Source organism: Shewanella sp. SR1, from assembly GCF_020447145.1.
GTDB lineage: Bacteria > Pseudomonadota > Gammaproteobacteria > Enterobacterales > Shewanellaceae > Shewanella > Shewanella baltica.
The window spans coordinates 74,671-101,184 of record NZ_JAJAEF010000014.1 but is presented as its reverse complement, the minus strand read 5'-3'; the positions used below and the strand labels follow the sequence as shown (position 1 = coordinate 101,184).

Genomic DNA, 26,514 nt, shown 5'->3' with positions numbered 1-26,514 from the left:
TGTTAGCCTGTGGCTCTTATTCCAAGGGCGACTCGTTATGAATCTGTATTTTCGTTTGTTTTGGTTGTTATTTTGGCGCACGCGTCACTGCCGTAAGATCGATTTTTTAGGGACAAGCCGTATCACGTATCGTGCTTTACCGAGCGATTGCGATATCAATTTCCATCTTACTAATTCCCGCTATCCTGCGTTTATGGATCTGGCGCGGACTTATATGTTGGCCGAGATGGGTCTGCTGAAACGTTTCTTAAAGTTGAAGTGGATGCCGATAGTTAACGCCGCCGAGTTTACCTATATTCGCGATATCAAGCCGCTAAAAACCTTTGAAATTGAAACCAAAGTTGTCGGTTGGGATGAGAAATATTTCTATATTGAACAACGCTTTGTGAGCGAACGTGGCCTGCATTGTATCGTGCATGTGCGCGGCGTGTTCGTGTGCAAAGGTAAGCAAGTGCCGCTAGATGTGTTAGTGAAAGAGGCGGGTTATACCGATGCTGCACCTGAATTACCGCCAGAAGTCGTGAAGTGGAAAGCGTTTTTGCAGTTGAAGAAAGAACGCAATATGTGATCTTGTTGAGGCATGACTTACCCCGCTAAGGTATGCCTCTTATTCCCGCCGTTTCCTCCATTTCAGCCAGCAACACCTCTTCTTGTACTAACATCCAAGCGCCGCGCAATTGTGCCTGCTGCCAATAGCGCACGATTTCATCCAAATCCAATAGATTTAAGTGTTGAAAGCTATAACTTAAACAAGGGATTAGGGCGCAGTCGGCTAAGGTGAAACTGTCGCCGCAAACCCAATGGTGTTGCGTGAGTTGCGTGTCTAAACGTTGAAATTGTACCAGTAGTTGTTTCTCTAATTGTTTGATTTCGAACTCGTTACTGTCCTCGGTATGCTTCAACTTTTCTAATTGAAATAATGGGTTATTAATATCATTGTCTATGATGCGATCGAACAAACGCACCTGTAAGTTGCGTTGCGGTTCTTGGGGCAGCAGCTGGGTACTGTTATTAAAATGCCTATCTAAGTATTCAATAATAATGCTGGATTCGGGAACAAGCAGCTCATCGTGGGTTTTTAGCAGGGGAACTCTCGCCTGCGGATAGGTTTGGTGAAATTCCTTGCGTGAAAAAGGGTCGCGCAGATCTATGATTCTGGGGTAGAAATTGGCCTGCTTTTCATAAAGTGCGATCAGCACCTTTTGTGAATAGCGAGATAAGGGGTGATAAAAAAGCTCCATAGGCACTAACTCCAAACCCTGAATTTTACTGACTTTACGCCTTAACTTTAGTCGTAATTAAGGTGCTTGCTGTAAGAGTTTTTCTAAAAAATGCAGGGATAAACACAATTTTTAGCGGCAAAGCCAAATGATCCATCAAGGATAAAAATCGGTATTATTAACGACATATCAAAAGTGTCGGGATTTAATCATTTTAAAGGTAATAATATGAGCCAGTTAGAGCGTTTTTCATCTATTTATGCCAGAGCCAGTGAGCGCAAAGGCGGGGCTGCGGGACTCGAAGCCTTGTTGTCTGGTTGCCTTTCCGATGATGAAATTCGCCAGTATCGTGATGCTGAATTATTGTCAGCGATGAGCCGTCAGGTGTTTCAAAGTGGTTTTGTATGGCGGGTGGTTGTTAATAAATGGCCTGAATATGAGAAGTCATTCTTCGGGTTTGAACCGCATAAAGTGTTGATGTTATCTCCAGAGCAAATTCAAGCGCGGGCGAGTGATGCGACACTGATCCGCCATCTAAAAAAGACCCAAGCCATTTATGATAATGCTTTAATGATCCACGATATTGCTCGCGAACATGGCAGCTTGGCACAGCTGATCGCGGCTTGGCCGACGCAGGATATTATCGGTTTATGGGCACTGTTAAAGAAACGCGGCACCCGACTGGGCGGCAACACAGGTCCTTATTTTCTGCGCGGCATTGGCAAAGATACCTTTTTGTTAACCGATGATGTACAAGGCTATTTTAAAGCACACAAGTTAGTCGATGCGGGTTTTACGTCGCAGACGGCGCTTAAACAAGTGCAAGCTGTATTTAATCAGTGGCAACAGGAATCGGGTCGTTGTTTGGCCGACATCAGCCGTATTTTGGCTTGTAGCGTGGGTGATAATCGAATTTAGGACGTTTAGATTTAGCACTTTTAAGCGCAACATAAAAAAGACCAGCCACGTGGGCTGGTCAAGGCTCTATTAATCAAGCCACTGGAGTGCCGCAGGGAAGCAGCGGATGAGCGGGTAACGCGACGAACTACACTTAAAAACTTTTGCTGATGCCCACGACAAATCTGTCATCGAAAATTTCAGTCTGAGTGCCATAGACCTTGTGGTCGGTATCGACTGTGCTGCCGTGGTAACGGACATCAAAATTCAACCCGTAGAATACTTTGCTTAGACCTAAGTTCCAGTGTCCCCAACCTTCGGCACCTTCACCGCTCAAGTCTTGATAACCGACAGAGCCTGAGATTTTTACGCCATTATCGAAGTTGTAGCTTGGGTGCAAGGCATAGTTCACGCCGTGCCAGCCATCGACACCAAACCAGTCATCGACTGTGGGTGTGACTTCTAATTGCAGATTGGCGCGGCCAAACTGTTTGCCCACTTTGAGCCAGAGTTCTGTGTAGTTTGAATAGGATGCACCTGGGTAGAGGTATGAAAACAGCATCACATCATAGGTAAATCCTGAGTCGCCAAATTCACCGGCTTTGCCGATAAAAGGCGCGGTAACTATCTCTAAATTAGGATCGGCAAACTTGATGTTGGAGCTAAATACCCCAGCATACCAACCTTCATCGTGATTCCAGCTTAAGGTGCCTTGCACTACGGGGATATCGCCGTCTAAGGTTTCAGATTCACCGCGGAACACATAATCGGAGGCAAAGTTAACATTGGCATTAATCGTACCGCCAAAGAGCTGGTTGTTATCGGCCGCTTGGGCAGTCATAGCAAGGGAAAGTAACGCCCCACTGAGCAGAAATTTAGTGCGTGTCTTCATAATCATCATCTCAAAATTATTTCAAATTATTGGGAGTTGTTAGCGCACCATTATCGTAAAAATAACTTGTGAATAGCCGTGATGCTTGGAATGAACCAATCACGAAAATATGTGAATGAATATGAACAAATGCGTTTTTAAGCGAGGAATTTTTAGCTTTGTAAGCAATATTCGTCATTAAAGAAGTGTTAATTGTGGGAGTCTGAGTTTCATTTAATGGGGTATTAAACTGGATTTCGGGTTTGCTCCGCCTATGGCTAACCACTAAAATAACCCGCTCAGTATAATTTGAGACGGTTACTTTTATTGTTGTGGGTTTGACTCAAACCATTGGCGCCGTATTTCGGCCATATGTTTGAGGTAACAAACTGCACATTAATCCGCTAAATGATGTTTTTTACGCGCAGGCAGTCTGAAGCCAATTCCTTGTTTACTCTCTTTCGGTATTGTCAGTCTTGATAGGTCGTTTTTAGCGACTTGATGCTGAGAGTGGCCTGAGTAAAAACAACAGCGCTGCGTTTTTGTCTCTATGTACAAATTATTGCAACAAGTGGCGGTTAAGCTAACGCCATTGAGCTGTGGGCCTTGGCCTATGGCAAGTTTAGAATATGAACAGATTTGCAACATATTCAATATGGAGTAGGCTTATTGGGTGTTTTACGGCATATCCCTCTAACAATGCTACTCAAAGTTAACAGGCTTTTTAAATCGAATAACAATTCGATGAATATAGTAATGCCGAATGAGTGAAAATTTTCATTAGTTTACAATTTAGTTTCGTTATCTTCCTTGTTGATTCATATAGGCTATGAGATAAATAACGGATTTGATTTTAGTTACAATTACGGCTCGTGTCAGCGCAATAAGTGTACTGGTATGTGGGCAGTTAATATTTGAAGGAGTTCTCATGCGGCAGACAATTAAACTTGCCTCAGTTATAAGCGTGGCGTTATGGATGGCAGCTTGCAGCCCTCAAGAAGAGAAAGCTCAGGCGGGCGCTGGCCCACGTAGTATGGAAGTGGGAATCCTTAATATTGTTGCCCAGCCACAAGTGATTCAGGTGGAGTTACCAGGACGCAGTAAAGCTTTCCTCGAGGCCGAAGTTCGTCCACAGGTGAGCGGTATTATCACTAAGCGTAGTTTTGTTGAAGGTGGCAATGTGAAACAGGGTGAATCCTTGTATCAAATTGACTCTGCAACTTATAAAGCCGCATTAGTGAGTGCCAATGCCGATTTAGCCAGAGCCAATGCGGGTTTAGCCTCAGCAAAAGCTAAGGCTGCACGTTATCAGCAACTGGTGAAAACCAACGCCATCAGTAAGCAAGAATTTGATGAAGCTGAAGCGGCATATAAAGAAGCATTAGCGAATGTCACCGTGGCAGAAGCTGCGATTAACACAGCTAAAATCAACCTGCAATACACTGAAGTATTAGCGCCTATCTCTGGTCGTATCGGTAAATCGAGTGTGACTGCGGGTGCGTTAGTGACAGCGAACCAAAGCCAAACGCTGGCGACGATTCAACAACTTGATCCTATCAATGTGGATATCGCGCAATCGAGTGCGCAGTTGTTACGTCTTAAAGCTAAGTTAAAGCAAGGTAAGCTACAAGCTTCAGAAAATGCTGATGTGCAGTTGTTGCTCGAAGATGGCACTCAATACAGCCATCTAGGTAAGTTGCAGTTCGCCGAAGTGAGTGTGGATGAAAACACTGGATCTGTGATTCTGCGCGCCGAGTTCCCGAACCCTGAAGGTATCTTGTTACCTGGTATGTATGTTCGCGCTATGTTGAATGCGGGCACCGATCCACAGGCTATCTTGGTTCCACAAAAAGCCATCACGCGTAACTCTAAGGGTCAAGCAGTGGCTATGGTTGTAAATGACCAAGGTGTCGTTGAATCGAAAACTGTAACGACCGCTGAAGTGATTAACAACCAATGGCGAGTCACTTCTGGTTTAGCTGTGGGCGATAAGTTAATTGTGGAAGGATTACAGAAAATTCGTCCAGGCGCTCCAGTAACCACCAAAGTTATTTCTGAAACGCAAGCACAATAGGGCATAGCTATGGCACGTTTTTTTATTGATCGCCCCATCTTTGCGTGGGTGATCGCCTTGATTATCATGCTGGCGGGGATCCTCTCGCTCCGCTCGCTGCCAGTGTCTCAATATCCTAACATTGCACCACCTACCGTGGTGATCAGTGCTAACTATCCTGGTGCTTCCGCTAAGATCGTTGAAGATTCTGTAACTCAGGTGATTGAGCAACGTATGACGGGTATCGATAACCTCCGTTATATCTCCTCAACCAGTGACAGTTTTGGTAATGCGTCTATTACCTTAACCTTCAACGCCGAAGCCGATCCGGATATTGCACAGGTTCAAGTTCAGAACAAGTTACAGGGCGCTATGACCCTGTTACCGCAAGAAGTGCAGTCGCAAGGGGTTAACGTTAACAAGTCGAGTTCAGGCTTCTTAATGGTATTAGGCTTCGTATCGACCGACGGTTCGTTAGATAAAGGCGATATCGCCGACTACGTGGGTGCGAACATTCAAGATCCTATGAGCCGTGTTCCGGGTGTAGGTGAAATTCAGCTGTTCGGTGCCCAATATGCGATGCGTATATGGCTAGATCCGTTGAAGTTGACTCAATATAACTTAACTAGCTTAGATGTTATTGCGGCTATTCGTTCTCAAAACGCTCAAGTCTCCGCTGGACAGTTAGGTGGCGCGCCATCTGTGGCTGGCCAAGAGCTGAACGCGACTGTATCGGCGCAAAGCCGCTTACAAACGGCGGAAGAGTTTCGCAAGATTATCCTTAAATCGGATATTTCAGGCGCAAATGTCTTCCTCGGCGATGTGGCACGAGTTGAGTTAGGTTCTGAAAGTTATGCCGTGGTGTCACTGTATAATGGTCAACCTGCAACAGGGTTAGCGATCAAGCTGGCAACGGGTGCTAACGCGCTGGATACCGCATCAGCGGTTCGTGAAAAAATTGCTGAGATGAAGCCTTTCTTCCCGCAGGGGTTAGAAGTGGTTTATCCATACGATACAACACCTTTCGTAGAGCAATCTATCGAAGGTGTGGTGCATACCTTGCTTGAAGCTATCGTACTTGTGTTCGTCATCATGTACCTCTTCCTGCAAAACTTCCGTGCAACCTTGATCCCGACCATTGCGGTACCTGTGGTATTGCTGGGTACCTTTGCGATTCTATCGATGGCAGGGTTCTCGATTAACACCCTAACCATGTTCGCTATGGTGCTCGCCATCGGTTTGCTGGTGGACGATGCGATTGTGGTGGTGGAAAACGTCGAGCGGGTGATGTCCGAAGAGGGCTTAAGTCCACTCGAAGCGACGCGTAAGTCGATGGACCAAATTACCGGTGCCTTAGTCGGTATTGGTCTGACCCTATCTGCTGTGTTTGTACCTATGGCATTTATGTCAGGTTCAACGGGCGTGATCTACCGTCAGTTCTCGATCACTATCGTCTCTGCGATGGCGCTGTCTGTCCTGGTGGCGTTGATTTTAACGCCAGCACTGTGTGCTACTATGCTCAAGCCAGTCAAGAAGGGCCATGGTCACATAGAAACAGGCTTCTTCGGTTGGTTTAACCGTACTTTCGACAAGCTGACTAATCGTTATGAATCGAGCGTGGCTGGTATCATCAAGCGCAGCTTCAGAGTAATGACGATTTACGTTGTGCTGGTCATTGCAGTGGGTTGGATCTTCATCCGTATGCCTACCGCCTTCTTGCCAGACGAAGACCAAGGTATTTTGTTTACCCAAGCGATTTTGCCGACTAACTCAACCCAAGAAAGCACCCTAAAAGTATTGGAGAAAGTTTCTGATCACTTTATGGCTGAAGAAGGCGTGAGATCGGTATTTAGCGTGGCGGGCTTCAGTTTTGCGGGTCAAGGGCAAAACATGGGTATCGCTTTCGTTGGCTTGAAGGATTGGTCTGAGCGTGAAGCGCCTGGCATGGACGTTAAGTCTATTGCGGGTCGTGCCATGGGTGTGTTCGGCCAGATGAAAGATGCCTTAGTCTTTGCCTTCGTACCGCCTGCGGTTATCGAGTTGGGTACGGCGAACGGTTTCGACATGTACTTGCAGGATAAGAACGGCCAAGGTCACGAGAAGTTAGTGGCGGCACGTAACCAACTGCTGGGCATGGCGGCACAGAATCCAAATCTGGTGGGCGTGCGTCCTAACGGTCAAGAAGATGCGCCGATTTATCAATTACATGTAGATCACGCTAAGTTAAGCGCGTTAGGCATTGAAATCACTAATGTGAACAGTGTGCTTGCCACTGCTTGGGGTGGTTCTTATGTGAACGACTTTATTGACCGCGGCCGCGTGAAGAAAGTGTATGTGCAGGGTGATGCCCAGTATCGTATGCAACCAGGAGACTTAGACTCTTGGTACGTGCGAAACAACAAGGGTGACATGGTGCCATTCTCTGCCTTTGCCACTGGTACATGGGAATTCGGTTCACCCCGTCTAGAGCGCTTTAACGGCTTACCTTCGATGAACATTCAGGGTGCTACGGCTCCTGGGTTCAGTACCGGTGCGGCGATGGAAATCATGGAAGACCTTGCTAAGCAGCTTCCTCCTGGCTTTGGTGTTGAGTGGAACGGCTTATCGTACGAAGAGCGTCTATCGGGTAACCAAGCGCCTGCGCTGTATGCCTTGTCGATCTTAGTGGTGTTCCTCGTACTGGCGGCACTCTATGAGAGCTGGTCGGTGCCGTTTGCTGTTGTGCTTGTGGTGCCACTCGGGATCATCGGTGCCTTAGTTGCAATGAACGGTCGCGGCTTGCCAAACGACGTGTTCTTCCAAGTGGGACTGTTAACCACAGTGGGCTTGGCAACTAAGAATGCCATCTTGATTGTAGAATTCGCGAAAGAGTTCTACGAGAAAGGCTCAGGCTTAGTCGAGGCGACCTTGCATGCGGTACGTGTGCGTTTGCGTCCTATTCTGATGACGTCTCTTGCCTTTGGTTTAGGTGTAGTGCCGTTAGCCATTAGCTCGGGTGTGGGTTCTGGTAGCCAAAACGCCATCGGTACTGCGGTACTTGGCGGTATGATGAGCTCGACTTTCCTAGGTATCTTCTTCGTACCATTATTCTTCGTGATAGTGGAGCGTATCTTCAGTAAGCGTGAGAAGAAAGGTAAGGAAGAGAAGCCAAACTCAGCTGAATAAGCTCAGTCGTTTCTAAACTAAAGCCCTGCAATTGCGGGGCTTTTTGTTATTTTAACGCTGTTAGTTATAAAGATGGATAGGCACTGTGCGCGAGTTCTGGCATATTGCGCTTAGGCCGTTAAGAGGACGAAACATGGATGATGCAGCATTGGAATTGCAAAAACTAGATGCACTACTTGCTAAGGGTAAGTGGTACTTTATTTTGGTCTTTGGCGTACTTTACTGGGGTATGCTGACGTCCCTCGTGGTCGCCTTAATCCATTATTTTATCTCGGGCGATCCATTCTGGGCGGAACTGCAAAGAGCGCTCTATATTTATCCCATTGGCGGTATTTTATTTGGTTGGTTTGCGTGGGTGCAGATTTATCGTAAGCGAGATAAACTGCGCGCCCAATAGCATCAATAGTTCTGGTTAAGCTGAGTGTAGGGGTGACATGGTGTTTTCGTGGGGTAATCTTGCAACTAAGCAACTTATCGTGGGAATGATATGCCATAGCATAGCGCTGGCGTTTTTGGCCTATGGTGTATATGCATTTTACTTGCCGGCGCTTGCTGTGCCCGAGTTAACCCGCTGCGTTGGTGCCGCCGTGTTATTTGTCGGCATGGGGTTAACCCCGCAGTTATTTTTTATGTCAGTGAGCCAAATAGTGTCGCAAGCCAAGGACACGCCAGAAAAATCCACACTGCAGACCTATGTGTTTAATCTAGGTATGTTTTTGCTCATTTGCAGTATGTTGATGGAATGGTTATACGACTAAATCTACGGGTTTTAGTGGTTCAACCCGATAAAGCAAGGGTGTCGACTTCATCATCGACGCCCTTTTTATTGAGGTTAAGGCGTGTAGTAAGTCGCTGCGCCTGGCCCGACGGGCAGACCAAAGCCAAATACCCACAGGAAGAAGAATGCTGTCCAACCCACGAAAAACACCAGGGTGTACGGCAGCATAGTGGCGATCAGCGTGCCTATACCGAGGTTTTTCTGGTAACGACAGGCGACCGCTAATATCAAACCAAAGTAGCTCATCATAGGCGTGACTAAGTTAGTCACTGAGTCCCCAATACGGTATGCCGCTTGAATTGTTTCGGGGGCATAACCGACCAGCATCAGCATAGGCACGAAAATCGGGGCGGTAATGGCCCACTGTGCCGAGGCGCTGCCGAGCATCAAGTTGATAAAGCCGCAAAGCATAATAAAGAACAGGAACACGATAGGGCCAGTCAGGCCTATGGATTGCAGCCCATCGGCACCTAACACTGCTAATACAGCACCTAAATTACTCCAGTTGAAGAAGGCGACAAACTGCGCGGCGAAGAAGACGAGGACGATATACATGCCCATAGTGCTCATGCTGTGGGACATGGCATTGATGACATCTTTATCATTTTTGATGCTGCCCACTATTTTGCCGTAAATAAAGCCCGGTATGGCAAAACAAATAAAGATGAAGGCGACTATACCCTTGAGGAACGGTGAACCTGAGATAAGGCCAGTTTCTGGATGACGCAGCGGCGCGCCTTCTGGTACGACTGAAAGCGCTAGGATAACGGCGAGCACTAACATAGATAACCCCGCCCATTTTAAGCCACGCTTTTCAATCTCACTAACGCTCTCCATCGATTGCAGTACGGTTTCATCCGCATCATCACCTTGGTATTTGCCTAACTTAGGCTCGACGATTTTCTCGGTGACAAAGGCGCCGAGGAAAGTGATCACAAAGGTGGAAACAAACATGAAGTACCAGTTCACTTCTGGGCCGACGTTGTACTCAGGATCTATCATGCGCGCCGCAGCTTCGGTAATGCCCGATAATAAGGGATCGACAGTACCCAGTAACAAGTTTGCGCTATAGCCTCCTGAAACCCCCGCAAAGGCGGCGGCTAAACCGGCCAGAGGATGGCGACCAAGGGAGTGGAAAATCATCGCCGCCATAGGGATCAATACCACATAGCCAAGCTCGGCGGCCGTGTTGGACATAATGCCGGCAAAGACTATGGTCACAGTAACCAATCGCTTTGAGGCGCCCATGACTAAGGCGCGCATGGCGGCGGATAATAAGCCGGAACGTTCTGCAATCCCGACGCCGAGCAGTGCGACGAGCACAGTGCCAAGCGGTGTAAAGCCAGTAAAGTTAGTTACCAGATGCGACACTATCATCCGCAAGCCTTCGGCGTTCATTAGGCTTACTACATGGATTAACCCGTCTGCACTGCGGCCGTGGGAACCAATGGGTCTTGGGTCAACAACGGTCAGGCCAAAGTAACCTGCGATGCCTGAAATGACGACCACAGCGACACAGAACAGCGCGAATAGGGTGATTGGGTGGGGGAGAAGATTACCTAAGCGTTCAACAATATTGAGAAAACGCACAAACCAACCACTGGCGCTGATATCGCCATGTTGTGGATCTGGCTCCGAGGCCTTTTTTGGGGGGATATCGCCGGAATTGAAACTCATCGTTCTTCCTTTATGTCGACCTTTGCGCAGCGCACTATCTTTGACCCTAGAACAGACGCGAGGCATTGCCGACGGCCGACTCTGGCAGCAAGTATTCTGGGGGAAAGCTAAGGTAAAAGTTAAAAAATTAGCCGGAAAGTATGATTGTTAAGTTTTAATTGAAACTTAAATGTTGCGATTGGCTGTGTAGAAGTGATGAGGGCAAAATGGGGATAAAAAAATGGACTCTCGAGGAGTCCAGTATTCACGAGCAAAATTGGATGCTCTAATGTTGTGCAAATACACTATAGACCTTGTTTGCTGTATCGGAGCTGAATATCGTTAAATTTATATTTTAATTGCGCTTTTTAATGTGCCGGATCACAGTTTTCCGCCTAAAGAGGCGAGTTTTGCTGGTGGTTGAAGCTCCAGATAGCCACTTTCACCATTGCCAGCTCTGACCAGCGAATAATTTCATCGTCTTAACCTGTGCCATAGGTGAAATTTCCACTCATTTATGATTAGCTGTATCCTGTTAACAAGAATAAGAAACCTAAGGATGGAAGATGGAAAAATTGTTATTGGGATTAACGCTGATTTTTATCGTTACCTATCTTTGGTACGTCAGCCTAGTCAAAAAGCGCAATACTGCACTCGAGGCCCTGTCGGGTATCGATGTACAGCTAACCAAACGTGCCGATCTTGTGCCTAATATTCTAAAAATCGCCAAACGATTTATGGATCATGAAAAGTCGCTGCTCACAGAAATCACCGAATTACGCACTCAGCTCAGCCATAATTACAACAAGGCCGATCCGAGTGCCGTTAAAGAGCATTTAGTTCAGGCTGAGCGGTTGAACGACAAAATGGGTGCCTTAATGGTGAATGTGGAGAACTATCCCGAGCTTAAGTCCGACAACACTATGTTGCAGGCGATGCAGACCTATAACGAGGTCGAAGCGCATATCTCTGCAGCGAGGCGTTTCTATAACTCGGCAGTGTCAGAGCTTAATACTGCGGTTGAAATCTTCCCCGGCTCGATTATCGCTTCTATGGCGAGCATTAAAGTGATGCCATTCTATGAGGTGAGCGAAGCGGCAAAAGCGCCCGTAGATGCGGCCGAATACTTGTAAGCTTAGTTGCGCAGGGTGAGTGTTCACCCTGCAATACTATGATATCAATATGAATATTTTCACCTTTATTTTAGGTAGCCCGATTCGGACTTATCGGGGTCATGTTGGTTTGTCTGCGGATTTGGATGAACTTCCTCAACTCGAAGCGTATTACGAAGAACATCTAGCCCCCATTAGTCGTAAATATGAAACTAAGCGCGTGGCCTGCCTTAAGGCGGCGCGCAAACGTTTATATTTGAGTTTGATGATAGTACTTGGGCTGACCTTACTCACTGTGATTGGCTATTACCGCGGCGTTGCTTATTTTCCTCCTTTACCCTTGCTTGCTTTAGTTGGGTTGAGCTGGTGGAGCTTTGCGCCGACTCGAGATTTTAAACATCTGGTTCAGCGGGATATTTATCCACTGATGTTTAAATATTTCGGTGATGATTTTGTTTATAGCCGCGAAATGCGCCTCGATATGAATCGACTCGTTGCGGCTAAAGTATTGCCGCAATACGACAAAGTGAGCTTCGGTGACTATATTCAAGGTCGCTATAAAGGCGTTGAGCTAACTGTAAATGAACTCACCTTGACCAAAAATGTGCAAGTCGAAGAACTGGATGCCAGCACCAATAGGCGCAGAACCGTTACCCGCACCGAAACCCAGTTTAGTGGCTTAGTGGTTGAGCTGAGTAGCCATAAAGCGTTTATCGGCCACACTGTGGTGCTGAGGGATCGCGGTGGTTTAGCGAATTTCTTGTCTGACAGCCATGCTGGACTGGTGCGAGTGAAACTTGAAGATCCGCAATTCGAAAAAGAGTTCGATGTGTTTTCAACGGATCAAGTGGAGTCTCGCTATTTGCTCAATACGGCATTTATGGAGCGCTTACAGGAACTTGCCAAGCATTTTGGTGGAAATATTCAATGCGCTTTCTTTCGTAACAAGTTGATTATGTTCCTGCCAAATCGCAGAACGCGTTTTCAAATACAGTCCATTTTTAATGGCGCGACCTTTTCAGCAGAATTTAGTCAGATAAACCGAGAGATGAAGCAACTCTTTGCTATTATTGAAGTACTTAAACTTAATCAGCACACGGGACTTTGATGTTGCTCACTCGCTCAGCACCGACTCGTACACAAATGGCAGCGGCCTTTTTATCGCCTCGCCGCCTTGCCGTGTTGGGTCTGAGTTTATGGCTGATATCGAGTCTGATGACGAGTATAAAAGCGGAGGAGGCGAGCGTTAAAGCTAAGCCGCGTATCGTTGCCAGATATTCAGAGAGCGGCATAGTCAGCCGTGAAGGCTTAGAAAAACTCAAGATTTATCAATACCAACAAGCCAATGGCGTCACTGTATTTACCGACAAAGCCCCTGCCAATAACCCGTATCAAATTTTGTTGTATGACTGTTTTGCCTGCCGCCCCGACTCGACTATAGATTGGAATGGTATCCGTTTATTTACCGCCAATTACGATGCCCTGATCACTCGTGCTGCCCATAAACATCAACTCGACCCCGCCTTGATCCGCGCCGTGATCCACGCAGAATCAGCCTTTAATGCGCGTGCATTGTCGCGTACTGGCGCTATGGGATTGATGCAATTAATGCCTGAAACGGCTAAAGAAATGGGTGTGGCAAACGCGTTTTTACCCGAAGAAAATATCTTAGGTGGCAGTAAGTATCTGGCGCAAATGCTAAAACAGTTTAACGGGGATGTGGCCTTGGCCTGCGCGGCCTACAATGCGGGGCCGACAACTGTGGTGCAGTACAATGGCATTCCGCCCTATCCTGAAACCCAAGCCTATGTTGAGCGTGTTAAAATTCTATTGAAGCGTTATCGCGAGCAGAAGGGCGTTTAGCTGTAGACTTTGTGAACTTAAATCAAGCGGCGAAAACCTGAGATCATCGCCGCCATTTGAGTAGAAGGTTATTCGCCGACTTCCCATTTTACTGTGATATTACCGTCCGCTTGTCCGAGCGTCTTACCTAAGTAATCCATTAATTCGGTTGCGATTTCATCTAACTGCCAAGGCGGATTGATGATCCATAACCCTGCCGCTGTCATGCCAAACTCATCCGAATCGGGTTTAATTGCCTGCTCAATTCTTAGCTGACGTTTAATGCCACTACTGGCGAGACGCGATAACATGCCTTCGGTCTGAGCGCGATTTACCACGGGATACCAAAGCATAAACACGCCTGTAGCAAAACGTTTATGCGCTTTGATCAGGGTTTCGGCTACATCTTGATAGTCGGTTTTCATCTCGTAGCTAGGATCGACGAGCACCAGAGCGCGGCGCTCTAATGGTGGCACTGCGGCGATAAGGCCTTTTAAGCCATCGCCTTTGATCACTTTTACTTGTCTGTCTTCGCAGAAATAATCATCCAGCAACACATAATCAGTGCTGTGCAGCTCGTGCAGCACCATGCGATCTTTAGGCCCCAATTCCATGTCTATAATGGCGGGCGAACCTGGGTAGAAGTTGAGTTCGTCAGGATTTTCTTCATTAAAATGACGCACGGCGGCGACATAGTCCTGCAGCGACTGCGGCAGATCAGTTTTATCCCAAAGCTTAGCTACACCTTCGAGGTATTCACCGGTTTTTTGTGCAAATTCATCGCTTAAAGCATAACCACCTACACCCGCATGGGTATCGATATACACGAGTGGTTTGTCTTTCTTGTGCATCAGCTGCAAGGTTTGAAGCAAGATGGCGTGTTTCAACACATCGGCATAATTGCCAGCGTGATAACCATGGCGGTAACTTAACATGGGGGATCCTAGTAATTTGCAAACATAGCAAAGAGAGGCAAATGCCTGACGCCAATTATACCTGCGATGCTTGTAGGCGTAAATTTAATGCCTCAGTTGGCGCTCTTTTTATTGGCGAACCAATGTGTGGGTGTTTGCATTTGAAAGGTTTTCAGCCATAGATTCGCGGGTGCGGGTTTACCGAATAGATAGCCTTGAAATTGTTCACATCCTAGCGCCGTGAGTTGCAATAACTGGGCTTTGGTTTCGATACCTTCGGCAATGACGTTGAGTTTTAAGCTCTTGGCTAACAGGATGGCGGCGTTGACAATTTGGGTATGGCGTTCACTAATGCCCATTTGACTGACAAAGCAGCGGTCGATTTTTATCGTGTCGGCACTGATATCAATGAGTTGGCTTAATGACGCATGGCCAGTGCCAAAATCGTCAATGGCGATAGAAACTCCCATGCGAGCTAAGGTGTTTAGGCGTCGGCCCGTTTCTTTATGGGTTGAAAATACTGAGGTTTCAGTGATTTCAATCTCTAATAATGGGATGAGTTCGGGGTGATTCATATAGGTTTGGATCAACACCTTAAAGAAGCGATCCGACAATATATCCTGCCCAGATAAGTTGAAGGCTATCCTGACCAGAGGCACATTTTTCGGCCAAGAACGGATCAGTTGTAGTAATTGCCTGAAGACTTTTATCGCAAAAATCGCCTGTAATTGGGATGACTCTATGATAGGGATAAACGTGTTCGGCATAATCATAGTGCCGTCTTCATCGAACATTCTTGCCAGCGCTTCAAAGCTAATAATGTGGCCATCGGCCCTTACTTTAGGCTGTAGCCACATCTCCAGACGATTGTGTTTCAATGCGTCGCGAATTTTAGCTTTCTGCGATGAGGCTTCGAGAAGATTATTAATCAAACCAATGTAATACACCATGACTGGGCTAGCTTGGGTGGTTTGCTTAATGGCAATTAAACATTGCTCTGCGGCTTGCTGCGGTGAGGCTTTATTACCCGAACTGCAACCGACTCGGCACTCGAGATGATATTCAATTTGTTGTTCATGTTTGAGCTGCAGGTTTGTTGGAATACGCTCGCGTAATTGTAGCGCGAGGTTTTCGGGGGAGATCAGCGGCAGGCTGGTAAACTCAAGCGCAAACGAGGCTCCCCTAAACCGGTATATTTTTGCGTGATGACCAAAGCGATTTTTGAGTTCGGTCGCAAAGGCTTTTAGGATGGCATCCCCGACGCTGATACCGAAGGCGGCATTGATTTGACTCAGATTATCAATTTTGATTAAGGCGACTGTCATATCCAAATGGATCGTACTTGGGGCTGGGTTATACCAGTGATTCTCGTTGGGTAATCCGGTCACTAAATCATAGAAATGTGTGCTGATATGGTGCTTTTTAAGTCGGCTTAGTTCAATCGCATGGTTAGCCTGTTCAGTGACATCGTGGCAGTGAAACAACAAAGTGTCATGGTGCTCTAATGAGGCTTTCTGCAGCAGATATTTAATACTGTTATTGTTCTTTAAATGGGTCGGAAACGCGGCCGCCAGTAAATTTGTGCTGGTATCTTCGGTAAGTTCAAAAATGTCACATAGGCGAGTGCGGTTTAGTGTGACCTCTCCGGCGATTTCTTTGGCCGCATTATTCAGGTTGAGGATCACGCCGTCCTCATTACAGAAGAAGGAAGCGGTACCATTATTTTCAAAGATTTCAGCATATTGATCTAAGGTACGTTGCAGATCATTTTGATGCTGGATCATTTGCTGCGCATGGACTTTCTGGGTTTTTAGCAGGCGCATCGCCGACAAGGGAATACAGATATTAAAAAAGACAAACAGCAAGCCATTCAGATAAGCGTGGGTCGCAGGCAGACTGATATCAATATCAATAATCGGGGGAATATTTTGGTTACGCAGCAGCAGTAAAAAAGGTAATACATTAAAAAACATCATGATAACGGCCACTTTTCTGCCAAATAGAAAAAGCGCCATTAAGGGCAAGGTATATAAGAAGGTAATCCCCGCCTGGGATAAGTTAAAGTCTGGGACAAACAAGAGTATAGAAATACAGGCGGCAATGACCATGGCCAGCAGGCTAATAGAGCTGGCGAGTAAATATTTGCGGGTAAACCATAAAGTTAAGAAGAGTACGGTTAAAAAACTGACCGTAATGCTGATAATGAAAGCGAGGTTTAACTCATACGCAATTAAAGAGCTATGCAGCACTATGCTAGCGGTCAATATCGCGCCACTGAGCAGAATGATCCGCAATAAGCTGGTTTTTAATATTGTTCTATCAGGATTTAAAAAGTCTTGATCCCTAATAAACAAAAAACCTTTCAGCCATTGAAGCAAAAAGAGTCCTTATCCCATACGGAAGTCACGCAGGTTGACTGGGGATATAACATATAACATAAATCACCTAATTGTTATACAAATAGATTACTATCTTTATAAATCAGTGAATTACAGTGTGATGCTTGTTTGAATCTTTAAGGGTGCACTGCGACAAATTGACTAAGACAGTGATGAGTTTGCTGATGTGATTTGCTGACTGGCATATTCATAAACCAGATTTTTAGGCATAATGGCCATCATTTTCGTTGGTTAGAAGACAGCCTGTGACACCGATTTTTTTCAATCAGCAATACCCAACACTTGTGGATATTTGTGCACGTTGGCAACTCGTCTACGATGCGAATGCGACCTTCGAATTGCGTTTTGATTCAGATACTTTATCACTGCATAAACGCGATGAGCCTAAGCTCGATGGCATAGTGGTGGACTTTGTGACTGGCGCCGTCGCCCATAGACGTAAGTTCGGTGGTGGTCGCGGCCAATCCATCGCTAAAGCCGTGGGATTAAAGCAAGGGGTAATGCCAAGTGTGGTTGATGGCACTGCGGGTTTAGGACGCGATGCCTTCGTGCTAGCAAGCCTTGGTTGCACTGTAACTATGGTTGAACGTCATCCTGTGGTTGCGGCATTGCTTGAAGATGGTCTGCGCCGCGCCTATCAAGATGCTGAAATCGGTGTCTGGATGCGTGAGCGGATGCGCCTGTTCCATGGTTCGAGCCTCGAAGCCCTTTCGAAATTGGCACAAGAGGTAGATGTGGTGTACCTCGACCCTATGTATCCCCACCGCGATAAATCGGCCCTTGTTAAAAAGGAAATGCGTGTATTCCAATCCTTAGTTGGTGCCGATTTAGACGCCGATGGCCTACTCGCCCCCGCTTTGGCTTTAGCAACGAAACGTGTCGTCGTTAAGCGCCCAGATTATGCCGAAGATTTGGATGGGGTTAAGCCAAATACGGTTATCGAAACTAAGAAAAACCGTTTCGATGTCTACGTAAAAGCCGCGATGAAATAGGGTTTATACCTATTTACATGATTGCTCAGACAAACAAGCAAGGCACTCATTAAATATGATGACCATATCGATAAGTTTGTCCGCTGGATGTCCCATTTTACGGCGCAGCTTAACGTAAGAAAAACTGCACTGGCACAACAAGTTCTAACATCTCGTTTGGCATTGCATCGGGTATGGCAGGTAAGGGCTGGGCTCGCTCCAACATTTTTAGTGCTTCTGCATCTAATGTTTGATAGCCCGAACTTTGCTCAATTCGACTCGCGCTGACTCTGCCTTGGCGATCTAACACAAAATACAGCATTACTGTGCCTTGCTGTCGTCGATTACGTGCCGTACGCGGATATTCCTTATGTTGCTCTAACCAAGCTAATAAAGTCGCAGTGTAGTCCTGGGTATCGCCAAGCAAACCTCCGCCAGTCATGTTATCGCCGCTAGCCGCCTTATTCTGTTCTGCGGAATGACCTTCACCACTTTGACCTACTTCGTTGGCAGACGCTGCTAACGCTGTCGGCGATGGGGTTTCGGTTGGACTGCTATGCTGCTCATTCACCTCGGACTGAGTTGTTAGCTCATCTTGAGGCGTTGGCGCTATGGGTTTAGGTTTGGTACTTAGTGTGGGAGTTGCTTTCTTTGTGACAGGTGTCAATGGTGTTGGTTTATCGAGTTGCTCTGCGATTGGCTCAGATTTTTGCTTAGCAACTGGCGCCGTCGTTTGTGGCAGAGCACTCGCTGCGCTACCTGCTGGCCCTAAGGAAATTTCAATCCCTCCGTTGCCAACCGCTTTAGCCTGACCCGTGGGTGTTATTACTGCTGGTGACCAAAACACTGCAGCCGTTAAGGCGATGTGCAAAAAAGCCGCTAACAGCAAAGCTATACCGCATTGCGCTATGTTCGGCGCTAACTCTTGGTCTGTCATTTGGCCCCCAGCTCAGTTAATAAACGCAGCTTTTTAACGCCTACGCCATACAAGGCTTGGGTAAAATGTACGAGCTGATTTCCCGATAACTCACCATCAACTTTTAGCGTGACTTGGGTTTCTGGCTCGGCGGACAGCAGCATATCGATGCGTGCTAACAGTTCTGCTTCCGTAATCGGTTCATTATCGAGTGCGAGTTTGTTGTCACGGCTTATTAGGATGAGCACGGCATCCGGTTCATCTACGCCATCACTTTGCGAGACCGGTGGAGTGACATCAAACGGCGCTGTCACTGAAAGGCTACCTGCGATCATAAAAAAGATTAACAGCAAGAACACCACATTAATCAGCGGCAAAATACGTTCTTCGGTTTGGTCCGGCCGACGTTCAGGAAAATGCATTAGTGGCTGTTCTCTATGTTATTGCCCGCAGGTGCGGGTTGCCAATTGGAGTCTTCTACCAGTGTTAGCGGCGTAATCCCTGCGGCATTAAGTGCATCCAATACCTGTACTAACCTTTGTACTGGAGTATCCGCTTGCGGCTGTAGGCTCACTATCTGGCTTGCAGGCTGGCGCCCTTGTGCTTTTTGCTGTAATGCTTCCAGTGTGATCGTTTCGCCGTTTAGTTGCAGTTGGTCTGCGCTAATTTGTACTAAAAATGGCGCTTGCTCAGCGGGAGCGGGGCTACCTGCCGTGCTGGTATCGAGCGCCACAGTGCGCCAGTCTAGAAAACTGGAAGACAGCATAAAAAACACCAATAGGATAAACACCACATCAATGAGTGGCGTTAAGCTAATCACAGCTTTACGTTTTGAAGGATGAGCCGTGAGTCTTGGTCGTTGACTAAAGGGCGCTTGCATGGCGTGCCTGTTTGTTATTGGCTGTGAGTGGTGTAACCACTGTGCTTGGTGCTTGATAAGTGCTGGCCGCCGATAACTCTGGGGTAAACAGTTGCGTCACTAAGTTATCCATTTCGTGAGCGAGATGATCGACGCGCCGTTCTAGATAGTTCAGCAATGCCACCACTGGGATAGCGACACACAAACCGACCGCTGTGGTGAGCAAGGCTTCCCAGATCCCGCCCGATAGAATCGCCGGATTCACTTTATTACCCGCCGCTTGGAGTTGTTGAAAGGCGGCGATCATACCCATTACCGTGCCCAGTAATCCCAGTAGTGGTGATAATGAACCTATGACCTCTAGTGGGCGCAATCCGCGTCTTAACTGAAATAGCGCATTACAGCCATAACGCAGTACTTCTTCGCGGACTAAAGATTCAGGGAGTTGGCGTGTGATGCCACGAATCGCTTGTGCCATTGCCTGTGCTGTGGGATTGCGGCTTACCGCAGCAAGCTGTAATGCTTCTTCCTGCTTGCCTTGTTGCCATAGCGCTAATGCCTGCCTTGCGGGTTTACGTTGCCACAGTCCGGCTCGCTGAAACTGGATAAGTTTCATCAGCACAATCGTCATCGCAATCAATGACATCAACACCAATATCACCACTACAGTGCCGCCCGTCTCCAGCAGCGCGAAGGCATCGTTCCACCAAGTCGATGTTGCTAACACATCTGTAGCGGAAGCTTCCTCCGTTGGCTGTTGCACACCCGAAACTACCGTTTCAGATGCTGAAGATGATTGATCAATGGCATGAGTCTCAGTGTTGAGCGGTAACGTGGCTTGGCTGTTATCGGCACTGGCATTTTCCTGCGCCCAACCGGTGAGTGGTAAAGTAAGTAGTGCCAATGAGAGTAAAACGGCTTTCAATATCATCAATTTTATCAACCTTTAACTTGGTTCATTTTATGGTTAACTCGCCCTGTATCTGGGTAAGTGAAGGAGAATAATTTACCTGCAGGGCGTAACCAGCGAGGTCGCCAAGCTAAGGTTAAAGCAACGGCAAGTGCAGCCACGCCAATCATTGTTATCCAGAGCAGGCTGCCAAAGCTGGCACCGTCGCGCACCAGCGACAGTGCTAAAGATATGCTTAGCATCAAGATGCCTAGGCTGCGTAGGAGCAACACCTCCCTTTGAGTGGGTAGCGCCTTATCGAAAACAACGCGCCAATGCCGTACTTCGCTCAGGGCGAACAAAGCAAAGCTGAGGTAGGCCGTGCTAAATATGGCGACTAACAGCAGGTCTTTAGGCATTAATCCTCTCCTTTTAACATCTAACTCTCACGGATAACGGATAGTTTCCGCGCTGCGTAAATGGCCATCACTGCACTAGTAACAAGCACTAAGTCTAGGGTCGCAACGGGCCAATAGGTATGGGTGAATAGGGTCTTAAGCAGATGGTCGCCTGTGGTTATCCAGTTCAGTCCCACAGCTGCGATAGCAATCAGAGCAATCGCGCAGCATTGTTCTGCCCAAGCCTTTCGGTAACCATGCTGTTTGTTCAAAAACTCTCTGATCAACGCATGAAGTAAACAAGCTAGCCAGACACCAAAGAAGGCATATACCTCTAGATCGCGGCTGGAGATACCTGCAAATTGTTCTCTATTATTGAGCAAGCGATTGACCACTAAAAAAGCCCCGGTCGCAGAAATAATGCCAGTGATCGCAGCGATGTTATGTGCATTCATAAAAGACACATTGAAGCCAGTGCTGCCTTGCCTTTGGTTACGTGCCTGAGTCCAATGCAGTAGGCCAGTGGCGATTAACGCGCAAGCACCCAGCCCTGCGATAAAATAAAGCCAGCGCAGTGGCCAGTGTTTAAATTTGATGTAATGCATACCAGCAATAAAGTTAAATACATTGGTCGTCGAGGATGAGTTGAAATGTGCTAGTTCCTCTCCAGCGGCGGTAGAAAATCTCCTATTATCAATATTCTGAGATACGCTGTTATCGCCATTTAGCCTGAGTGCGACGACACCACCTGCATCTCCAGGATTGCTAACCCGAATCATATAGACTGCCCCTTGACCTAGCTCGCTTTCGGTCGCCGCAATCATAGGATCAATTGCGGCAACATTGGCGGGTTGGCCTATTGCTTGTGGTCTAACACGCCCCTGTGATTCGGCGATAAAACGGCTCCGTGCAGGACTATTGCGTGAGCCTTCTCTGGCATCGGTCATTTCGTCTTCATTTTCACTGCTAACATCTTGCTCACGTTTGCGTGAAGCTTCTCTTACTTTGGATTTGGGTCGTTCCTGCGTCACGGATGGTGGGTTAAGCTGTGCGAAAACGGCATCGGGCGCCTTGGGGAAATAGATCAAGTGCGCAATCATGAGCCCAGACAAGGTGATGACGATAGTGAAAGGCAGCAGCACAACGCCTGTGAGGTTATGAATATCGAGATTGGCTCTGCTAAAGCCACGAAGCAGCCTAAGGGTAAAGAAATCGGCAAATATTCTACGGTGTATGACTATGCCGGAAATTAACAGGCAAAGCATACCCATGCTCGCAATACCAACCAGTAGGGCGCCAATGTTGTTTTGGCGTAAGGTTAAATTATGATGGAAGGGGTAAATAAAGTTACTCGCTCCTCGGGTGTTTGGAGCCGGAAGCGGTTCGAGCGTGATCGGGTGGAAACTATTTCGCTGTGCTATGTGTGACTTTGCAGAATCATAAGCCAATGTCAAAAAAGGTCGTCGCTCAGCGGGTAGCACGATAGTCCAAGCTTTTGCCCCCTCAGCTCGCTCTGCCAGTAAAGGTATGATCTCGCGGTCTACCGATAATGGCCTTGCAGTATCCATGTGTATTCGAGTGTGTGGCATCATCCAGCGATCGATTTCTTTATCGAATACTGACAGCGTGCCGGTCCAGAAAATGGCGAACAGCAAGCCGCTTAATATCAATCCTGCCCAAGTGTGCAGGAGACTCATCCGAGTACGGAATCCATCTTTCATGCTAATGCTCCAATTATCCAAGCCATGAAGATACTAAAACCCATCAGGCTGCTTACATTCAGCCAAGTTCGCAGGACGCCGTTACGGGAAAATGCCCACAATAGAATCAGCACTAAGTAGATAAACCCCAGCATACTGGTGACTACCACGGCATCCGTCCATGGCATGCCCATGTGGTAAAGCAGAGCTCCTGTTGTATTAACAAGTTGGCCACTGGATAAATAGCACAATAAACAGATGGCGATTGAGTGTGCCACCATCCCAGTGGTGAACAGCCATTTGCTAACGGCGCTTTGATTGCTGCGCTTCGATTGATGGGATAATCGTGAGTCTTTTTCGAGCATGATATGTAGGCCCATATTCAGAATTGCGTCTTAACGCTAACGAAATAGCTACGTCCGCGCTCTGAATAGCGGTAGGCCCCAGTATCGTTATTCACTTTAAATCGTGTAGCGTCGGTGATGTTGTCTATCCCGACGTTGAGGCTAATAAAGCGGTTCAGCGAATAGTTCAGACCTGCGTCCAGCGTGATCAAATCCTTGTCACTCTTATCGACCGTGTTGCGCTCGAAGCTGACTCGGGTGATCTCGCCCTCATAATTACCTCTCAGGAATGCCGAGAGTGCATCTGTGGGTTGGTAGTCGAGCGTTATTGAGCCGTTATGATTTGGAATGCCGACGAGCGAATTTCCGTCCAGCAATGCCAAGGTGTCACCGAAAGGGCGTGGACCCGCGGGGGTATTGATGATCACGTTGTCTGCGTCAATTCGTGAATCGGTATAGGTGTAACTCGTTTTGAGCGCCAAGGTATCAGTCATGTCCCAGTGACCTTCAAGTTCGACACCGCGGATCTGTGCTCCCTTTGCATTTAGCCAAGTTGCCCAAGCTGGGCAGTCTTTGGTGCCAACGTCACCTGAAATGCAATAGGCTGGAATATATCCACCGTTACCATCGTCGAAATAGAAGGTGTTGGTGTTGAGGATTTTGTTGGAAAAGTCATTGAAAAATAGCGTTGCGCCGATATTTAGCGTGTCATCTTTAGTGTAAAGCGCGCCGATTTCATAATTCGTGCTTTGTTCTGGCTCTAAGTCGGGATTACCAACAATGACAAACTGACTCGTACTGCCGCCGCGTTGAGAGCCTGTGGAGTTATCAATCTGGTCAATCTTCGGGCTCTTGTAGCCAGTGGCTATGCCCCCTTTGAAAGTCCAGTGATCGTTATGATTGAAAACAAGATATGCTCTAGGTGATACATGATGATCAAAGAATTCGTTATCCGTTAGTCGCGCACCAAGGGTGAGATAAAGTTTCTCTGTGAGCAGTTCCCATTCGTCTTCTGCAAAAATACTGATATCGCTGACAGAGCGGGTACCAAAGCTTCGGGGAGTGCCATTACCTAAATCACCGTTAGTCAGTTTGTCGTTAGTCCATTGACCACCGAAAGTCAGAGTATGGCTATCCACACCTGTGATGAAGCGCGCATCGCCGACTTTGTTTGTTGAGCCTGTAGTGAAATCAGCTGCAGCAGGATAAGTCAGTCTTTCATAATCTTCTTCATAGTATTTCAGTTCTAGTTCGCCAAGATCGAACAAGGCATTGTAGGCAATGCTCCATGCATCTCGGGTCCATTCGCGGTCAATACTTCCTCTGGCGGTGGTGAGTAGAACTCCACCAGGATTGCCAATGTAGCGCTGACTCGCCTTTGAGTAGTCGAGGATAAACTCGTGGTCGCGATTAGGCGTGATCCGCAGCTTACCGCCTAGGGTTCGCTTAGTGGATTCCTGATATCCACCGTAATATTTGTCTTCGTCCTGTACGGCTTGATTTCCCCAAATGGAAGCACCAAGCAGATCTTTAACCAGCGGCCCCGAAATATAGATATCCTGTTGGTTTTGATTCCCCATAGCGCTGCTGTCTGGCACGCGCAAACTATAGCCCGCGCTGGCACTCCAATGTTCTGGTGTTTTCTTGGTGATGATATTGATGATGCCGCCCATTGCATCGCTACCGTAGAGAGAACTCATAGGTCCACGAACCACTTCGACGCGCTCAATCGACGCAACGGGAGGGATAAAATTGCTATCGAGATCTTCGTTGTTCAATCCTCGCGGATTTCCCGTGTCCGAGCGTACCCGCTTGCCGTCAACGAGCACTAACGTATAACCCTTCTCCATACCGCGTATGGATATTCCGCTCTGTGCGCCAGAGCCAATAACATTGACTCCGGGAATTTCCCGCGCGATATCTTGCAGTGAATTAAATTTGCGTTGCTCTAGATCCTTGCCCGAAAGCACACTAATGCTCGCTGGCGCATTTTTGATATCCTGTTCATAACCCGCAGCGCTGATAACCGTTATGGGTGCCAACACTATTGCGGCGGTCGCCTTGCCGAGAATATATTGCCCCTCAAGGCGCGATGTGACCTGTAAACCCGTCCCCGCCAGTATCTTTTGCAAGCCTGCTTCAATCGAGTATTGTCCCTCTAGCCCTAAGCTGGTTTTACCCCGAGTGAGTGCTGAAGATATCGACAGATCAATATTCGCGGCAAGAGCAAAGCTGTTGAGTACAGCATCGAGCGTGCCCGCCTTAATCTGATAATGTTGTAGCTTGTTGATTTGTTTGGCATCTACATCGACAGTTTGAGCCTGTGATGGCTGTGGTGCTGTAATGCTTAAGATGACGGTGAAACTCAGGCCCATAAGGGACAGGTAGTTAGCGCGGTATTTTTTGGGTCGCGAACGGCCAAATTCAACGGAATGCATAGAGAGTCCCAAGGGAGAAAGTTAATAGGTTCTATCTACTATTCCGAACGAGATCGCAAAACCCGTAAAAATTTTTGAAAATAATTTTCAGCGTTAAGGTTTTAGCGGGCTGGGATCACTTTGACCCAGTAAGCTGTGCGATATTGCAGTTCTACTGACAGGCTGCTTGCAAGGCTTTGTAGGGCAAGGTCGGTATCTTGCAGAGAAAATACGCCGCTGATGGTCAAATTGGCCACGGTACTATCGTATAGCGTGAAGCCGGGTCGATAGCGGCCGATCTCCTCGACAAAATCTGCTACCCGCATCCCTTCTGCCACTAGCTTGCCATGGCGCCAACTTATCGCTGCATTTTGTAGCGGTTCGGGAGGCGCAATCATTGTCTTATCAAACCGAGTTTGTTGGCCTGCATCTACTCGTTGTGGCTTAACACCACTGGCAGAATAAGCTTCTACAGCGCCGTCGATTACGGCTACACGGGCATAGTGTTCGTATTGGCGGATGCAGAACTCAGTACCTAACGCGATTAGTTGGCCGAAGTGGGTGGTGACTAAGAATTGGCGACGGGGAGATTCATGACCCGTTTTGATTAAGATCTCTCCTTGATGGAGTTGTATTTGCCGCTTCTCGGCTGAGAAATCCACATCCACCGCAGTATCTATGTTTAGTGTTAAGCGGGTGCCATCTTCAAGAGTAAAGGTGCGAGTTTCGTCTGCGCCGGTGCGGTATTGAGTCTGCAGACTCCGGCCAAGTCGAGTCTGTGACGCGCCAAGCCAAGTCGCGGTGACGCCAATCCCTGCCAGCGCTAAAACATTGAGGAAACGCCGACGTGATACGACGGACTGGCTAACTTTTTCAAGCACTTGGATGCCTGTACCCTTAGGTAAGGAGGCGAACTTGCCAGTGATCTGGCACATGCGTTGCCATGCTTGTTCGTGAAGTGAGCTTTGGTCACGCCATTGTTGGCAGTTAATACTATCTTGCTCGGTAGCGTCATCCGCCAACAGACGGGCCATCCAGCCAGCCGCCGCTTCAATGGCATTGCTGTCGTTTTCCTGCCCGATATTCTTGGCCCCAGATTGATTGGCAGGCATG

The 26,514-nt window shown here is 47.5% G+C and carries 24 protein-coding genes; 10 read left to right on the top strand and 14 right to left on the bottom strand.

The genetic code is table 11. From position 1 onward, the window contains the following. Positions 1-37 precede the first annotated feature (37 nt). Positions 38-568, top strand: a complete 531-nt coding sequence (locus KV201_RS14245; RefSeq protein ID WP_006079446.1) for a thioesterase family protein — start codon at positions 38-40, stop codon at positions 566-568. Positions 569-593: 25 nt separating this feature from the next. Here the strand turns inward: KV201_RS14245 and KV201_RS14240 are convergent, their stop codons facing one another. After that, positions 594-1,241: a glutathione S-transferase family protein gene (locus tag KV201_RS14240; protein WP_006079447.1), complete on the bottom strand. Its 648-nt coding sequence runs from the start codon at positions 1,239-1,241 to the stop codon at positions 594-596. Between the two features lie 207 nt (positions 1,242-1,448). Between KV201_RS14240 and KV201_RS14235 the strand changes: the two genes are divergently transcribed. After that, positions 1,449-2,138 carry a DNA-3-methyladenine glycosylase I gene (locus tag KV201_RS14235; RefSeq protein ID WP_115335841.1) on the top strand — a complete coding sequence of 230 codons (690 nt, stop codon included), beginning with the start codon at positions 1,449-1,451 and terminating at the stop codon, positions 2,136-2,138. Between the two features lie 133 nt (positions 2,139-2,271). Here KV201_RS14235 and KV201_RS14230 read toward each other — a convergent pair whose 3' ends face one another. Continuing rightward, entirely contained in the window at positions 2,272-3,018 is a 747-nt protein-coding gene (locus KV201_RS14230; RefSeq protein ID WP_226059710.1) for a TorF family putative porin, read from the bottom strand. Between the two features lie 898 nt (positions 3,019-3,916). Here KV201_RS14230 and KV201_RS14225 point away from each other — a divergent pair. The 4 genes from KV201_RS14225 (at position 3,917) to KV201_RS14210 (ending at position 8,964) form a co-directional block, all read left to right on the top strand. Beyond that, positions 3,917-5,062: an efflux RND transporter periplasmic adaptor subunit gene (locus KV201_RS14225; RefSeq protein WP_226059709.1), complete on the top strand. Its 1,146-nt coding sequence runs from the start codon at positions 3,917-3,919 to the stop codon at positions 5,060-5,062. 9 nt (positions 5,063-5,071) lie between these two features. Then, on the top strand, positions 5,072-8,206 hold the full coding sequence (locus tag KV201_RS14220; protein ID WP_226059708.1) for an efflux RND transporter permease subunit: 3,135 nt from the start codon (positions 5,072-5,074) through the stop codon (positions 8,204-8,206). A gap of 133 nt (positions 8,207-8,339) precedes the next feature. Then, the gene (locus tag KV201_RS14215; protein ID WP_014620474.1) at positions 8,340-8,603 is read left to right on the top strand and encodes a hypothetical protein; all 264 of its coding nucleotides are present in this window, start codon (positions 8,340-8,342) and stop codon (positions 8,601-8,603) included. 37 nt (positions 8,604-8,640) lie between these two features. Beyond that, the gene (locus tag KV201_RS14210) at positions 8,641-8,964 is read left to right on the top strand and encodes a hypothetical protein (RefSeq protein WP_226059707.1); all 324 of its coding nucleotides are present in this window, start codon (positions 8,641-8,643) and stop codon (positions 8,962-8,964) included. Between the two features lie 74 nt (positions 8,965-9,038). Here the strand turns inward: KV201_RS14210 and KV201_RS14205 are convergent, their stop codons facing one another. After that, positions 9,039-10,661, bottom strand: a complete 1,623-nt coding sequence (locus KV201_RS14205) for an AbgT family transporter (RefSeq protein ID WP_012588902.1) — start codon at positions 10,659-10,661, stop codon at positions 9,039-9,041. 545 nt (positions 10,662-11,206) lie between these two features. On the opposite strand from KV201_RS14205, the gene KV201_RS14200 reads away from it, so the two are divergent. The 3 genes from KV201_RS14200 to KV201_RS14190 are packed head-to-tail and all read left to right on the top strand — an operon-like array spanning position 11,207 to position 13,615. Next, positions 11,207-11,773 (top strand): LemA family protein, encoded by a 567-nt coding sequence (locus tag KV201_RS14200; protein WP_006079455.1) that lies wholly within the window; start codon positions 11,207-11,209, stop codon positions 11,771-11,773. Positions 11,774-11,822: 49 nt separating this feature from the next. Next, positions 11,823-12,860 carry a DUF3137 domain-containing protein gene (locus KV201_RS14195; RefSeq protein ID WP_226059706.1) on the top strand — a complete coding sequence of 346 codons (1,038 nt, stop codon included), beginning with the start codon at positions 11,823-11,825 and terminating at the stop codon, positions 12,858-12,860. Further along, the gene (locus KV201_RS14190) at positions 12,860-13,615 is read left to right on the top strand and encodes a lytic transglycosylase domain-containing protein (protein WP_226059705.1); all 756 of its coding nucleotides are present in this window, start codon (positions 12,860-12,862) and stop codon (positions 13,613-13,615) included. Before KV201_RS14195 ends, KV201_RS14190 begins: the two co-directional genes overlap by 1 nt. 68 nt (positions 13,616-13,683) lie before the next feature. On the opposite strand, the gene KV201_RS14185 is transcribed toward KV201_RS14190, so the two are convergent. Together KV201_RS14185 and KV201_RS14180 are read right to left on the bottom strand one after the other, a co-directional pair. After that, positions 13,684-14,529 carry a 23S rRNA (adenine(2030)-N(6))-methyltransferase RlmJ gene (locus KV201_RS14185; protein ID WP_226059704.1) on the bottom strand — a complete coding sequence of 282 codons (846 nt, stop codon included), beginning with the start codon at positions 14,527-14,529 and terminating at the stop codon, positions 13,684-13,686. A gap of 92 nt (positions 14,530-14,621) precedes the next feature. Further along, positions 14,622-16,886, bottom strand: a complete 2,265-nt coding sequence (locus KV201_RS14180) for a bifunctional diguanylate cyclase/phosphodiesterase (protein ID WP_226059703.1) — start codon at positions 16,884-16,886, stop codon at positions 14,622-14,624. A 266-nt stretch (positions 16,887-17,152) separates the two neighbouring features. Here KV201_RS14180 and KV201_RS14175 point away from each other — a divergent pair, with 266 nt between their 5' ends. After that, positions 17,153-17,899 carry a class I SAM-dependent methyltransferase gene (locus KV201_RS14175; protein WP_226059702.1) on the top strand — a complete coding sequence of 249 codons (747 nt, stop codon included), beginning with the start codon at positions 17,153-17,155 and terminating at the stop codon, positions 17,897-17,899. A 109-nt stretch (positions 17,900-18,008) separates the two neighbouring features. On the opposite strand, the gene KV201_RS14170 is transcribed toward KV201_RS14175, so the two are convergent. The 9 genes from KV201_RS14170 to KV201_RS14130 form a co-directional block, all read right to left on the bottom strand. Next, the gene (locus tag KV201_RS14170) at positions 18,009-18,815 is read right to left on the bottom strand and encodes an energy transducer TonB (protein WP_226059701.1); all 807 of its coding nucleotides are present in this window, start codon (positions 18,813-18,815) and stop codon (positions 18,009-18,011) included. Beyond that, entirely contained in the window at positions 18,812-19,216 is a 405-nt protein-coding gene (locus tag KV201_RS14165) for a biopolymer transporter ExbD (protein ID WP_006079461.1), read from the bottom strand. Before KV201_RS14165 ends, KV201_RS14170 begins: the two co-directional genes overlap by 4 nt. Then, positions 19,216-19,674 carry a biopolymer transporter ExbD gene (locus KV201_RS14160; RefSeq protein WP_126493243.1) on the bottom strand — a complete coding sequence of 153 codons (459 nt, stop codon included), beginning with the start codon at positions 19,672-19,674 and terminating at the stop codon, positions 19,216-19,218. The genes KV201_RS14165 and KV201_RS14160 overlap by 1 nt, the downstream gene beginning before the upstream one ends. Next, a complete protein-coding gene (locus KV201_RS14155) occupies positions 19,658-20,584 on the bottom strand; it encodes a MotA/TolQ/ExbB proton channel family protein (protein WP_226059725.1) in 927 nt (308 codons plus the stop codon). Before KV201_RS14155 ends, KV201_RS14160 begins: the two co-directional genes overlap by 17 nt. Positions 20,585-20,592: 8 nt before the next feature. Then, positions 20,593-20,961: a DUF3325 domain-containing protein gene (locus tag KV201_RS14150; protein ID WP_226059700.1), complete on the bottom strand. Its 369-nt coding sequence runs from the start codon at positions 20,959-20,961 to the stop codon at positions 20,593-20,595. Between the two features lie 20 nt (positions 20,962-20,981). Then, on the bottom strand, positions 20,982-22,661 hold the full coding sequence (locus tag KV201_RS14145) for a PepSY domain-containing protein (RefSeq protein ID WP_226059699.1): 1,680 nt from the start codon (positions 22,659-22,661) through the stop codon (positions 20,982-20,984). Next, on the bottom strand, positions 22,658-23,020 hold the full coding sequence (locus KV201_RS14140) for a hypothetical protein (protein WP_226059698.1): 363 nt from the start codon (positions 23,018-23,020) through the stop codon (positions 22,658-22,660). The genes KV201_RS14145 and KV201_RS14140 overlap by 4 nt, the downstream gene beginning before the upstream one ends. Positions 23,021-23,022: 2 nt before the next feature. Next, positions 23,023-25,422, bottom strand: a complete 2,400-nt coding sequence (locus KV201_RS14135; RefSeq protein ID WP_226059697.1) for a TonB-dependent receptor — start codon at positions 25,420-25,422, stop codon at positions 23,023-23,025. 101 nt (positions 25,423-25,523) lie between these two features. Further along, positions 25,524-26,513 carry a FecR domain-containing protein gene (locus KV201_RS14130; RefSeq protein WP_226059696.1) on the bottom strand — a complete coding sequence of 330 codons (990 nt, stop codon included), beginning with the start codon at positions 26,511-26,513 and terminating at the stop codon, positions 25,524-25,526. Position 26,514 lies beyond the last annotated feature (1 nt).

What these genes read in the sequence shown, in the direction of transcription:
- KV201_RS14200 (WP_006079455.1), top strand. Translation starts at nt 11,207, where the DNA reads ATGGAAAAATTGTTATTGGGATTAACGCTGATTTTTATCGTTACCTAT.
- KV201_RS14145 (WP_226059699.1), bottom strand. Translation starts at nt 22,661, where the DNA reads ATGAAAGATGGATTCCGTACTCGGATGAGTCTCCTGCACACTTGGGCA.
- KV201_RS14190 (WP_226059705.1), top strand. Translation starts at nt 12,860, where the DNA reads ATGTTGCTCACTCGCTCAGCACCGACTCGTACACAAATGGCAGCGGCC.
- KV201_RS14165 (WP_006079461.1), bottom strand. Translation starts at nt 19,216, where the DNA reads ATGCATTTTCCTGAACGTCGGCCGGACCAAACCGAAGAACGTATTTTG.
- KV201_RS14205 (WP_012588902.1), bottom strand. Translation starts at nt 10,661, where the DNA reads ATGAGTTTCAATTCCGGCGATATCCCCCCAAAAAAGGCCTCGGAGCCA.
- KV201_RS14225 (WP_226059709.1), top strand. Translation starts at nt 3,917, where the DNA reads ATGCGGCAGACAATTAAACTTGCCTCAGTTATAAGCGTGGCGTTATGG.
- KV201_RS14160 (WP_126493243.1), bottom strand. Translation starts at nt 19,674, where the DNA reads ATGCAAGCGCCCTTTAGTCAACGACCAAGACTCACGGCTCATCCTTCA.
- KV201_RS14215 (WP_014620474.1), top strand. Translation starts at nt 8,340, where the DNA reads ATGGATGATGCAGCATTGGAATTGCAAAAACTAGATGCACTACTTGCT.
- KV201_RS14150 (WP_226059700.1), bottom strand. Translation starts at nt 20,961, where the DNA reads ATGCCTAAAGACCTGCTGTTAGTCGCCATATTTAGCACGGCCTACCTC.
- KV201_RS14135 (WP_226059697.1), bottom strand. Translation starts at nt 25,422, where the DNA reads ATGCATTCCGTTGAATTTGGCCGTTCGCGACCCAAAAAATACCGCGCT.
- KV201_RS14240 (WP_006079447.1), bottom strand. Translation starts at nt 1,241, where the DNA reads ATGGAGCTTTTTTATCACCCCTTATCTCGCTATTCACAAAAGGTGCTG.
- KV201_RS14235 (WP_115335841.1), top strand. Translation starts at nt 1,449, where the DNA reads ATGAGCCAGTTAGAGCGTTTTTCATCTATTTATGCCAGAGCCAGTGAG.
- KV201_RS14170 (WP_226059701.1), bottom strand. Translation starts at nt 18,815, where the DNA reads ATGACAGACCAAGAGTTAGCGCCGAACATAGCGCAATGCGGTATAGCT.
- KV201_RS14130 (WP_226059696.1), bottom strand. Translation starts at nt 26,513, where the DNA reads ATGCCTGCCAATCAATCTGGGGCCAAGAATATCGGGCAGGAAAACGAC.
- KV201_RS14210 (WP_226059707.1), top strand. Translation starts at nt 8,641, where the DNA reads ATGGTGTTTTCGTGGGGTAATCTTGCAACTAAGCAACTTATCGTGGGA.
- KV201_RS14230 (WP_226059710.1), bottom strand. Translation starts at nt 3,018, where the DNA reads ATGATGATTATGAAGACACGCACTAAATTTCTGCTCAGTGGGGCGTTA.
- KV201_RS14155 (WP_226059725.1), bottom strand. Translation starts at nt 20,584, where the DNA reads ATGATATTGAAAGCCGTTTTACTCTCATTGGCACTACTTACTTTACCA.
- KV201_RS14245 (WP_006079446.1), top strand. Translation starts at nt 38, where the DNA reads ATGAATCTGTATTTTCGTTTGTTTTGGTTGTTATTTTGGCGCACGCGT.
- KV201_RS14195 (WP_226059706.1), top strand. Translation starts at nt 11,823, where the DNA reads ATGAATATTTTCACCTTTATTTTAGGTAGCCCGATTCGGACTTATCGG.
- KV201_RS14220 (WP_226059708.1), top strand. Translation starts at nt 5,072, where the DNA reads ATGGCACGTTTTTTTATTGATCGCCCCATCTTTGCGTGGGTGATCGCC.
- KV201_RS14185 (WP_226059704.1), bottom strand. Translation starts at nt 14,529, where the DNA reads ATGTTAAGTTACCGCCATGGTTATCACGCTGGCAATTATGCCGATGTG.
- KV201_RS14140 (WP_226059698.1), bottom strand. Translation starts at nt 23,020, where the DNA reads ATGGGCCTACATATCATGCTCGAAAAAGACTCACGATTATCCCATCAA.